This is a genomic window from Blautia sp. 1001283B150304_161114_C9 (assembly GCF_015668165.1).
Classification (GTDB): Bacteria; Bacillota; Clostridia; order Lachnospirales; family Lachnospiraceae; genus Blautia_A; species Blautia_A wexlerae.
This window is the reverse complement of record NZ_JADPGO010000002.1, coordinates 171,013-182,671: the sequence shown is the minus strand read 5'-3', so window position 1 is coordinate 182,671 and position 11,659 is coordinate 171,013. Positions and strand designations below refer to the sequence as shown.

The window sequence follows — 11,659 nt, the reverse complement described above, 5'->3', positions numbered from 1 at the left end:
GTGAATTGTCAAGGTGCTCCGACTACTGGAAAGTAGTCGGGGATTTTTTCTATCATACCTAAAATTTAAGCGCTTACTTTCAATAATAATGCCATCTAAATAGCAGTGATCTAAGCAGCCTTTCGGAAATCCTTTGCTCCTTAATTCTTCAAATCGTACCTGGTTGATCTTTTTCTTTTCCTCCATTTACTTACTACATCTCCCTTCTATCACATCCCTACATCTGCTTACTGCACATTGCTTTCCTCTATTAGCCTACAGCGCACAATTCTCCGCTGTGCCGAATTTCCATTACAAGTAGACAACGTAAGAATCCTTTCTCCATCTGCTCCACTGATTTCCGGCGAAAGGCCCTGCAATACTGCCAGAAAATCCTCCCCCTGGAAACTGGTCTGATAATATTCCTTCTCTGATACACTGATAATCCGGTTGTCTACTGTCTCATACTCCAGAACCGATTCTGGAGTATAGACAATAATCTTTGGATGTGTACTTACATCCAGATGCTGATTTTCCAAATCTGCGCGGTCTGCTGTTGCAGATATAAGCTTCTGTTGTATTCAGTACACTGTTCGTATATTCCAGCAATCCGGTTTTATCCACATATATCCTGGAATTCAGTGCCACCTGAAATGCACTGTTATCAGGATTCACAAATCTTCCCATTTCTTACACCTCACAATCAAAAATGGCCCCAGGCTATCAATTATTTTAAGTAAAACAATGATAACATGAAACCATTTTAGCGTAAAGCTGAAAACCACTTTCTCTCTGATTTTTGTAAGACGCGCCATTGTTCCGAAGTTCATCGTAAGATATAATCCATTTCATCATTTACTTCGCATAAATGAAATCGACAATCTTTCCCCGTAATGTACCAGGTAAAATCTTGCACAAAAAACTCAGAATCTTATACTTCGTACCCACCACACAAATCGGTGCACAATTCTTTTTCTGTGCAATCCGCGCAATATATGTACCAACAACTTCCGGCGGCATCCCACTCAGCTCATCTTTCTCCATCTGGCTGACACTTCGCGAAATACGGCCACCGTATTCATCGTCACCTGAAGCAGTCTTTTGTCTTGCCTGTGTAAAACCAGTATGAATATCCCCCAGCTCTACGGCTGTTACCCTGACCCCATAAGGACTTACCTCATTATCAAGTGCGCAGGAATAAGAAGAAACTGCAGCTTTACTGGCAGAATAAAATGCCTGAAACGGAATATGCGCCACTGCTGCCACAGAACTGATATTAACAATATGCCCTCCGCGATGCCTGCGCATAGAAGGAAGAACTGCTCTGCTTACATTGACAGTTCCAAAAAAATTCACATCAAACTGTGCTTTCGCCTGTTTTAACTCTGTAAATTCCACAGCTCCGGAAATGCCAAAACCTGCGCAGTTTACAAGGATATCGATACTTCCTCTTTCCCGAAGGATCTGCTCAACGGCGGCTTGTACGGAAGCCTCATCTGTCACATCTACACTCATATGCTTCACGCCCTTTATGGGAATATCGCGTCGGCTGAACTCATAAACTGTATAGCCTGACTGACTTAGGGCGGATGCAGTACATCGACCAATCCCGGAACTTCCGCCGGTGACTAGAGCTGTTTTTTTCTGTTTGGATTTCATATTGTTGTTTACCTCGTATTTCAAAATGGCCTAAGATGATTTTTGTCGTAGCATGATATCTTTGCGGTTTTTACAAGTTTTAAACGTTTTATTTGAAATAGCACAACAGGTTAAATTATTTATCCATATACCAGAAAGAACATTTTGTCCTTTTTAGGAACATTACATATCTCTATACGATTTCATCTTATCCAATAGCCATTTATGTTGAATTACTTGTTTTTACTACATTGATATCAAACAACTTTTTGATTTTTAGGGATAATTGCTTCTGGTAATGTTGCACTATTATTTTCAACAGCTGTTACCGCATCATCTGCAGATTCATGAGTTTCTAACCATAGTTTTTCTTCCAATTTTAAGTGTTCCATTAAAAAGTCATGTCGCTTAGAATAATCATCAAAAATCTCACTCCATTTTAGTACATAAATTTTTGTTAATCCATTATCCTGGCAATGAACTAAATGTTGCTCGCCTAAAAATTTATGGCTTTCTAATTCTCCAGGAATATAAAGACTTTTATCAAATTCATTTCCCACCAAATAAAATGTCCATTTAACATTACCAGCATTAAATCTCGGAGTATTCTTTATTACTCGCATATATTTTTTTACTTGCGACAATTCTTTTTCTCCCAATTTTATTTTAGGTCTCTTTAGTTCAACAACTACATTTTCTGTTACTCTGCCTTGACGATCCTGACGTATCATATATAAATCCATTTCTTTATTCTTATCAGGATGCTCTATATGCACCTCTTCTTCTATTCCCATTTCTGCTTTTATCATTCCTTTTAATGCTAATTCAAAATCAGGTTCAGCTGACGTAATTAAATTATATTGTTCTCCAAATATCCAATAATGTTTTTCAACTAATTCTTGTACATGTTTTACTTCATATGAATTAAACTCTTTATTAAATACAATTTCTTTTAATGTTTGAATAACCTTCTGCCTATCACATAATAATTTTATTGTTCTCGTTATATTACTTAATGAACTATACTCAAGAATACCAGATAATTCCTTCTGTTCATCTTCATCTAATTCAATAACTCCTTGTAATATTTTGAATAATTCTGGTTTGTTTCCATTATCCATGATAAGCTTTAATAATTGCAATGTGATTTTTTTATTATCATTACTAAGACCTGTAAAGATTTTAGGTTGCGCTGCATATAAAGCCCCCACAAGACTATCCAATTCCTTCTTTTGATATACTTGTACAAAATTTGTTGTATCGAATTCCGGGTAGATTTTATCATCTATAAGCTTTGAAATATATGCATCAGAAGCCATTTTTAAATACTTACTTCTGTATTTAATAAGGAAATCATTAACTCCATTTATAAGATTTCTATATTCATCATCACATTTGTTAGAAAATAGTCCCTCCTGCCCCTCTATCTCTTCATTTATAAAATGGAAGTTGTTAAAATAACTACTTTTTATATATATACTATGAAAAAAATGATCTGCCCTTTTATTCAATTTTGTAGTTTCTTTATATCTTTCTTTATTATCTGATCCGATATAATATATTCGTGAATATTCATTTCCCAATTTTTGATTCCACTGGACGAAACGAACATCATACCTCTCTCTACATTTGTATTTAGACACGTCTATATTTTCAGTATACTCGACAAAATCTGAATAATCTATACACTCTTTATCAACTATAATTCTATAGTTATTTTCTTTATTCAGTTCCAAAAACCAAAAAAACTCCTCTTTAATTTTATTAATAATATCCTCCTTTTCCATAAATTCTAATTGTGTAAAACATACTTTTGTTCCCGTTAATTTTTGTACTTTGCGTGGAATTTTTTCATCATTATCGTCATATTGATTCAAGGAATCCTTATTCATAGAAATGTAATACTCATATGTATTTCCCTCATTTTCATAAACAGTATCCCACCTTGCTGTTTGGGAAAATGCAAAAAAAGTTAAACGACCTATTCCCTTTCTTCCATGAGGTAACGTATGATTTGTTTTTTGAGATAGATTTGCTTTCTTAGAGTCATTAAATGGTTGAAACTTGTACTTCAGTTCATCATAATTAATTCCACACCCATTATCACTTATTGTAATCATATTAATAAGTCCCATTTCATTTTGATTTAACTCAATTTCTACTTGGGTTGCAAATGCATCAAATCCATTCCAAATATACTCACAAATAGCATCCAATGGCTTTATATTTTTTAAATTTTTTTGTATACCTTCTGGTGTAATAAGAACATTTTTCATCTTTTCACTCCTATAATAAGCTCTAAAAAATAATGTTTCTATCCTTCACAATCTCTATTCTTTATTCTCCAGAAATTTTATTATAACTTTTCATCAAGGATTATAAACAAATTCTCTGTAGGTTAAAATAGTTTAAATTTAAGAAAAATAACTCTGTATTCTTTTTAATAAATATATAATTTCCCATAAAACGTTAGCAATTCTATCCTATCTTCTATTTTTAGCTATATCAATTAAAATTACCAGATTAATTCCTCTCGTCGTTTTTGTAATCCCTCTTTCATCAAAAATGATGATGGATATGCCGGATATAAATCTTGTTGTCTACTTCTATAACGCTGTGTTCCATTCATTATAAAGCAAGCATCTTTTGCACGAGTAATTCCTACATAATGCAGATTCATTAACTGTTCAATCTCACTATTTGTGCCTCTTTCATCGGATATAATATATTTATACATATCCATATGGAATACGATATTAAATTCAAGTCCTTTTGATTTATGTAACGTCATTATATTCACTTCATTCTTAGCAGCCGGAATATATCCATTTAGAATAATTGGATCAGACAATGTATATTTTAATAACTCTACTGTTCCACTATTATATCCTTTGGGATATAATAGTTCTGCCATCTCAATAAAATTATTTATTACGTCCATCAAATTTTCCAATGTACAATTGAAAATTTTATGACATAAATTTAAAGTTTTTCTGTATTTCTCTGGTTCCATTTCCGCAGAAAATAATTTTTCAGCATAATCTACTGCAAAAATATTTGTATCAAAACGTGCATTTAATAATTCACTAAATACTCTTCCCCAGTTAGAATTGTCTTTGTCCAATGGAGCATCAGAAAAAACTTTATGCTTTGTTTTTAAAATTTTATCTAAAAGTTGAACCTTGTCATTTGTGCGACATAAAATGGCAATTTGATTGTTATTTACAACCTGAAATTTTTCTTTGATTGATTCTAATTTTTGATCAATTTTTTCTGCAATTTCTTTTTCTGCACCTTGAACAGATACGCGAAATACTCTTTTTTCTTTAGGTATTGTTTTCGATACATCAAATAGACACAGTGAGTATTCTACGATGCTAGGATGACATCTATGATTTATACTCAGTTCATAATGTTTAAAATCTTTTCTTCCAATAAGTGAGAGTAAATATTTAGGAAAACGCTTGCTAAAACCATATATAGCTTGGTTAATATCCCCAACTGCAACTCCTATTAATCCATTTTCACACAACATAATAAAAATATCATGTTGTATTTTTCCACAATCTTGATATTCATCAACAAACACTGCCTTATACCGCGCTTTCATATATTTAAGCACTCCCGGTACCTTTTTCATAATATACAACGCAATTTCTCCTGATATATCTAAAAAAATCTTTCCATTTTTTAATGATTCCACTATTAATTCTTCTTGCTCAGGCTCAATAGCTGACCAGTTGATTTCGGATAATGAAGAATATATTGGATCACTCTTTGATGAATTTATAACTTCATATTCTGGCAATATATGTGTCAAATGACTCGCAAAAGGAATAATTATTTGTGAAATATAAAATTTATCGATTGTCCCAAAAAAAGATTGTTTATTTTGCATGCCACTTTGTTTACAACGATTTTTTAGCTCCTCGCTTGCTTTATTAGTAAATGAAATAGCTACTATGCCTTTATAATCTGGCAATTTTTCTAAAACTATTCTTATTTTTTCAACAACAGTATATGTCTTTCCCGATCCTGGTCTTGCAGTTACAACAATATTACCTTCATGACTTAATATTTTAGCTTGTTCTTCTGTTGGCTCTTTAATCATGAGTAGGATGACTCCTTTCTTCAACAGTCTTTTTAAGCGATAATAACGGTTCACAAATCTTTGTTCCCTGGAGTTTTTTTAATTTATTATGTTCTTTAATTAAAAACCTCATCATGTTTTGTGCTTTATGTTTTTGCATCGCTTTTACCAAAGTACTACACTTGCGTTTATTATAATGTTTTTTAAGATCATCATATAAACTACTTTTTGCCAAGTCAGTCTCCAAATCAACTTCTGATAAATATAATCCATAATTTGTTGCCTGTATTCTAAAATTATTATTTAAATCATTTGCCTCTTTGGTTGGATTTTTTCCATGAATCCATTCATTTTCAGCTTCATGTTGTTTCCAATACAAATTTATTTCCTCGTTCTCATTTTGTGTCTGAGAAAGGATTCCCGCAATTCGAGAAATTCCTGCATAATAATCACTTTCAGGATTTTTAGTTGGTTTTGAAAAAATATCATTATCAGTTCTTAAAACCCATGGTATTTTTAGTGCCTCACATATAGCTACATATGGCTTAAATCCAACTCCCTCAACCGCTAATATTGAAATGTTCAAACGGTCAATATCAACTCCTATTTCCCGCGAAAGAGCAGTATAAAATAAAACTTCTGACACACCCTCTACAAGAAAAACTCCATCTGAAAAAAAAGTTTCTGCTGAAATTATATTTAATCGATAACCAAAATTTTCAAATTCTGATTTTATCATTTGACTACATCCACCACATGCAACATGTGTATATTTTTCAGCAGAATATAAACGAATAATACTGTCAGCCTTAAACTGAGATGCAATTTGCGGAGAATGTGATGTAATTAATACTTGATCTTTAAAATTCCGCTGAATATATTCTGATAGTTTTCTTTGTTGATGTGGATGTAAATGTGCCTCCGGCTCTTCAATAGCAAAGAATGTAACATGGTCTATATTTTTCTGTATATTTTGTTTTGCAATCCATGTAGCAAGAAATATCTGGTTATTTCGCCCATCTCCACCAATTGTTAACGGACCTTCGTCAGACGAATACGCCAATATTAAAGTATCCAACAATTTTCCTGCATCGCTTTCTCCAGCAATGAATTTTACATTTTGATCCTCATTATGAATAGACAAACGTGCTAATTCTGTATTAACACTTTCCAATGCTGATGATACATAGTTCAATGAATTAACCTTACTATTTATATCATGTAATCTACTTTGAATTTCATCCGTTAAAGTTTCATCTGCATCTTTTTTTTCTTTATCCAAGTGCTCTTTAGCTATATTCAACAATTGAACTCGTTCTCGTTTTAAAAATCCAAACAGTTCTCTATTGGCATCAACATATTGCATATTCAAACGTTTTATATAATATCGTGTGGCTTGTTCTTCAAGAACTGATTCATCGTATCCTGTCCATATACTATATTGACTATTTTTACTATTTGTATATCGAATAATCATTTTTTCATCTTTTATATTTCCAGCAAATATACTCACCAAACATTCTTCAGTAATTTCAGAAATAGTTACTGTAATTTCAATATATTCTGTTCCAGAATAAACATTATAATCACTATCTGTTAATTCTAAGTCATGTTCATTCAGTGATTTGTCAAATAATAATCTAAGAGCATATAACAAATTAGTCTTTCCAACATCGTTTGCCCCAATAATAAGCGTTTGAGGTTGAAAAAGAAATTCCTCATCTCTGAAGTTTCTAAATCCTTTAATATGTAATTTTTCTATTCTCATCCAACAAGTCCTCCATAAAATAATTCGTTAAACAAATATATCTATCCATTTTTCCGCATCAAATGCTTATTAATTCTAATTTTTTCCTCACATCCATTATTAAACTTATATATCATACTTTTCCAATCAAAAACAGGATTTGCATCATGTATAACGCTATGATGATTCGGGCAGACAATCATTTGATTATTCGCATCATTATTCAGGCTATTAACAAAATAATCAATATGATGTGCCTCCGCTATACGTGAACCATATTTTTCCCCAATTACCCGTCCACATATCTGGTATCGGTATCCATATAGTAATTTCAGATTTTCTCCTATTTTTCTGTTCAATTTACGAATCTTAACAATCTGTAGTCTCTTTTCTATTCCACTGTTTTTGTCTTCAATTTCATATTCTATTTCATTCTCTACAGAACGTTCTTTCATTCCTTGAATTGCTTTTTTCATAACCTGAAAATCATCCTGAGCAATTGGTTCCAGAAGAAAGGTATCTTCATATTCCGTAGTATAAATGGCAAGATATTCTTTCAATCCTTCTGGCATTTTTATGTAGCTTCTGTCTTTTAGATCTCTGCTTTCGCGAATAGCTCTTATGTAATTCATGGTTTTAAAAAAATATTGTTGAAGTGCCTGAGACAGATCTCCATTTCTTGTATACCGGATTTGATATGCGTCCTTCTTTCTTTTTTCTACAGAATTATTTACATTAACAATCTTTGCATCATACGTTTTTCTATTCATAAAAAAATGAATAATTTTAGATTCTCCTCGCTGCAAAAAATGTTCCATATTTCAAAGGAAAATAACCTGATTATCCAACGGTAATGTAAATCCTTCCATTAATGTTGACCAATCTACTTCTTTCTTGTAGACATAATTTTCTGATTCCATACGCAGTTCCTCATTACTGTAAATATGTCTTTATTTGTTCTTTATAGCGTCTTCTATAGTAATCCATTGCCCTGTACTCAATGACATCTTTCATCTGCTCTGCCAATACAGGATTCTTCACCATTTCTCCCATCTCATCTCGAAGTGCCAAAACAACGCCTTCTTTTTTCACAAAGAATCCTCCCCCAGACTTCAACAGAAATTTCACTGGCATTTGAATAATCTTCTTTATATGCTCTTTATCTGAGATTTTACAGTATTCCTCATATGTAATCCCTTTATCTAAATCTTTCCAGTTTGTTCCTATAGAGAAGAATTCCTTCCAACTCTCCAGAAGTTCTGTTTCTGTCACTTCCATCCTGACATTGCCATGATTATAAAAAGCCATCAACACTGGCATTTTGTAAACCTTGCTCATACTGGTGTTTTCCAGCAGATTTATAAAATCTTTTCCAAATCCCTGACAGAAACTTTCCTGCTCATCTGTGAGTTCATTCAGTTCTTTCAGATATTCTAAATATCTTTTAAACGGATTTTCATTTGAATGTGTAACCGCCAACTGATAAACTTCATCATCCATATATGTAAATAAATCCATGCGTGACGGTTGTTTTCCCAGCAATTCTTTCACTCTGAAATATTCGTTTCTGATCTGCTCTTTGATTGTCAGGTATTGCCTGTCCATTTCTGCAAACAGATCAATCAGTCTCATATCAAAATCAACGAAGCAATCATCCGGATAATCTGTTTTGTCTGCCGGGGAATATGTCTGTTTTTCTGTCTTGTTTTTTCCTGTCAGTAAGTATCTGACTCTTCCTGCCTTTTCATAATTTCCGATAAAATCCAGGACATTCAGGTACTCTTTCCTCTTACTTTTTCTCAGTCCTCTCCCTAACTGCTGCAAAAATACAACCGGAGATTCTGTCGGACGCAGGAACATTACCATATCAACAGATGGAATATCCACGCCTTCATTGAACATATCCACAGAAAAAATCACTCTGATTTCTCCGCTTTCCAGTTTCTCAATTGCTTCCGATCTGTCCATGGAAAATGCACCGTCTGCGTTGCTGTAAACTGCTGCCGCCGGAATCCCTCTTCTGCAAAATTCTTTCGCCATTTCTTCTGCATGTTCTCTGGAACAGCAGAAGCCCAGCGCACGTCTGGAACCATATTTGCAGTAATATTTATAAATCAGATCATATCGGCGGGCATTTCCAATATAGGTTTCATTCAGTTCCTTTTCCACATATTTTCCTTTTACCACATGCAGTTTCGTATAATCCGTATCATCGTAAATCCCATAATAATGAAATGGAACTAACATTCCCTTGTTAATACCATCTTTTAGTGAAATCTCATATGGCACGTTATAATCGCAGATTTCATAAATATTTTTGCCGTCCATTCGTTCCGGTGTTGCTGTCAGTCCAAGTAAAAACTGTGGGTGAAAGTAATCTACAATTTTCCTGTACTGGTTGTTGACTGCATGATGAAATTCATCAATTACCACATACTCAAAATAATCCGGTGCAAAATATTTTTCATTTAAATATTCTGCCTTTCCAAGAGTTGCTACCGAAACAAAAATAACTGATTTATCCGTACATTTTTCGTCTCCTGTGAAAAATCCATAGTCCTCAGAATTTCTCACATTCCGGAAAGAAACCGCTGCCTGTCGCAAAATCTCTTCTCTATGAGCAACAAACAAAACCTTTTTATATGGTTTAGAATCAAACGCCGCCAGATAGGTTTTCCCTATTCCCGTTGCAGCCTGAATGAGTGCTTTCTGTGCTCCTTCTGCTCTTGTGTCCTCCAAAGCACACAATGCCTCGATCTGCGCTCCTCTTGGTTCATATAAAGGTTTTATTTTCGTATCATTTGTTTCCGGCTCTGTAAAGTCATATCTGTCAAGGTCTTTTGCCACCGCCGGACGATGCCAGTTCTGGGAGTAACGTTTTAATTCTTTGTCATCAATGATAATGGAATGATTCGCAAATAAATCTTCAAATGTACGAAAGAACTCTTTATAGTTTTCCGGGTCTTTCTGACTGCTAAACCGATAATTCCATTCTATTCCTGAGGTCAGCGCACTTCTGGAAATATTGGAAGAGCCGATGTAAAGTTCACTGTAATCTGTATAATGAAAAATGTAAGACTTGGGATGAAAAGAACGTCCTTTTTCACAATAAAATCTAAGATCAACTCTGTCACCAAGTTTTCTTTTGATCAGATATAGTGCTGATGGCTGTGTAATTCCAAGGTAGTTTCCTGTCAGGATTCGGATTTTGGCTCCACGTTTCAAAGTATGTTCCAGTTCTTTCAGCAGCATTCTCACTCCGGATTCCATAAGAAAAGAAACAATGATATCAACGCTTTCCGCTTTTTTCATACTCTGGATCAGCTGATAATATAACTGTCTTCTTTTATCCGGTCCGCCGGTCATTGCATCTGTGGAATATTCGTTTTCATACCCGATGTTTACTTTTTCTGCAGAAGTAAATTCAGCCATTTTTCCTCACCTCTTCCCGGTCGGACATCTCCTGTAATCCAATATTCTTCTATTTTAAGGCCATGCATGTAATGTATGAAATTTTTAAATGTATCTGTCGTAAAATCGGTAAAATATCTTCCGTTTCGTTCACCTTCAAATTCTCCGTATTTGAAAGAGGTATAAATCCATCCTTCCGATTTCAATGCTGCATACATATTTTTCAAAACTTCACGCAGTTGTTTTTTGGGTAAATGGAGAATAGATGCACAAGCCCATATGCCATCATATTTTTCTTTTTCATCCAATTCCTGAAACAACATCTGCCTGACTTTGATTCCCGTATATTCACTTGCAATCCGACACAATTGTTCTGAACCATCAACTGCATCTACCTGATATCCACGACTCAGAAAGTACTTTGCATCTCTACCTGCACCGCAGCCAAAGTCAAGAATATACGCATCTGGGTTAAGTTTCTCCAGAAATTTATCTTGCACTTCTGTAAACTTTACCGAAACAGTCCCAGAAGCAAAAGACTGCGCATTTTCGTTGTAATATTTTAATGTTTTATCTATATCTGCCATATGTTCACTCACCAAATGCCATCCAGCACTGATTTCACTCCTGTTTTATCTGCAAAATACCTGTTTTGTTTCTTATGCCTTAATTTTTCTGATAAATCTAACTTCTTTGTGACATATTATACATTTTTTTGACATAAACAGCAACAATTTTCGTCAGACATTTTTTATTATATTCACTTATCTATAATACGCAAAAACTGTTGCATA

General features: G+C 33.8%; 9 protein-coding genes and 1 pseudogene. All 10 read right to left on the bottom strand.

Annotated elements, in window-relative coordinates; genetic code table 11:
- Window positions 1-186 (bottom strand): hypothetical protein (locus I4V44_RS17415; protein WP_207744214.1); only part of this gene is annotated, 186 nt, incomplete at its 3' end.
- A 41-nt stretch (window positions 187-227) separates the two neighbouring features.
- Window positions 228-518, bottom strand: coding sequence for a hypothetical protein (locus I4V44_RS02085; protein WP_173703748.1), 291 nt, complete (start codon window positions 516-518; stop codon window positions 228-230).
- Window positions 508-666, bottom strand: a pseudogene (locus I4V44_RS18030) (AAA family ATPase); the annotation flags it as partial. The pseudogene I4V44_RS18030 and the gene I4V44_RS02085, both read right to left, overlap by 11 nt.
- A gap of 168 nt (window positions 667-834) precedes the next feature.
- Window positions 835-1,638 carry an SDR family NAD(P)-dependent oxidoreductase gene (locus I4V44_RS02080; protein WP_118339036.1) on the bottom strand — a complete coding sequence of 268 codons (804 nt, stop codon included), beginning with the start codon at window positions 1,636-1,638 and terminating at the stop codon, window positions 835-837.
- A gap of 236 nt (window positions 1,639-1,874) precedes the next feature.
- Window positions 1,875-3,893: an ATP-binding protein gene (locus I4V44_RS02075; protein ID WP_118339035.1), complete on the bottom strand. Its 2,019-nt coding sequence runs from the start codon at window positions 3,891-3,893 to the stop codon at window positions 1,875-1,877.
- A 239-nt stretch (window positions 3,894-4,132) separates the two neighbouring features.
- Entirely contained in the window at window positions 4,133-5,728 is a 1,596-nt protein-coding gene (locus I4V44_RS02070; RefSeq protein ID WP_118339034.1) for a UvrD-helicase domain-containing protein, read from the bottom strand.
- Window positions 5,721-7,475, bottom strand: a complete 1,755-nt coding sequence (locus I4V44_RS02065) for an ATP-dependent nuclease (protein WP_196002232.1) — start codon at window positions 7,473-7,475, stop codon at window positions 5,721-5,723. Before I4V44_RS02065 ends, I4V44_RS02070 begins: the two co-directional genes overlap by 8 nt.
- Window positions 7,476-7,516: 41 nt before the next feature.
- Window positions 7,517-8,272 carry an HNH endonuclease signature motif containing protein gene (locus I4V44_RS02060; protein WP_243101531.1) on the bottom strand — a complete coding sequence of 252 codons (756 nt, stop codon included), beginning with the start codon at window positions 8,270-8,272 and terminating at the stop codon, window positions 7,517-7,519.
- A 115-nt stretch (window positions 8,273-8,387) separates the two neighbouring features.
- Complete coding sequence (locus I4V44_RS02055) at window positions 8,388-10,886, bottom strand: DEAD/DEAH box helicase family protein (RefSeq protein WP_196002231.1); 2,499 nt, start codon at window positions 10,884-10,886, stop codon at window positions 8,388-8,390.
- On the bottom strand, window positions 10,856-11,452 hold the full coding sequence (locus I4V44_RS02050) for a class I SAM-dependent methyltransferase (protein WP_118521370.1): 597 nt from the start codon (window positions 11,450-11,452) through the stop codon (window positions 10,856-10,858). The genes I4V44_RS02055 and I4V44_RS02050 overlap by 31 nt, the downstream gene beginning before the upstream one ends.
- Window positions 11,453-11,659 lie beyond the last annotated feature (207 nt).

Bases quoted from the DNA above. Each gene is read 5' to 3' on its own strand.
- I4V44_RS02080 (WP_118339036.1), bottom strand. From the start codon at position 1,638: ATGAAATCCAAACAGAAAAAAACAGCTCTAGTCACCGGCGGAAGTTCC.
- I4V44_RS02075 (WP_118339035.1), bottom strand. From the start codon at position 3,893: ATGAAAAATGTTCTTATTACACCAGAAGGTATACAAAAAAATTTAAAA.
- I4V44_RS02070 (WP_118339034.1), bottom strand. From the start codon at position 5,728: ATGATTAAAGAGCCAACAGAAGAACAAGCTAAAATATTAAGTCATGAA.
- I4V44_RS02065 (WP_196002232.1), bottom strand. From the start codon at position 7,475: ATGAGAATAGAAAAATTACATATTAAAGGATTTAGAAACTTCAGAGAT.
- I4V44_RS02060 (WP_243101531.1), bottom strand. From the start codon at position 8,272: ATGGAACATTTTTTGCAGCGAGGAGAATCTAAAATTATTCATTTTTTT.
- I4V44_RS02055 (WP_196002231.1), bottom strand. From the start codon at position 10,886: ATGGCTGAATTTACTTCTGCAGAAAAAGTAAACATCGGGTATGAAAAC.
- I4V44_RS02050 (WP_118521370.1), bottom strand. From the start codon at position 11,452: ATGGCAGATATAGATAAAACATTAAAATATTACAACGAAAATGCGCAG.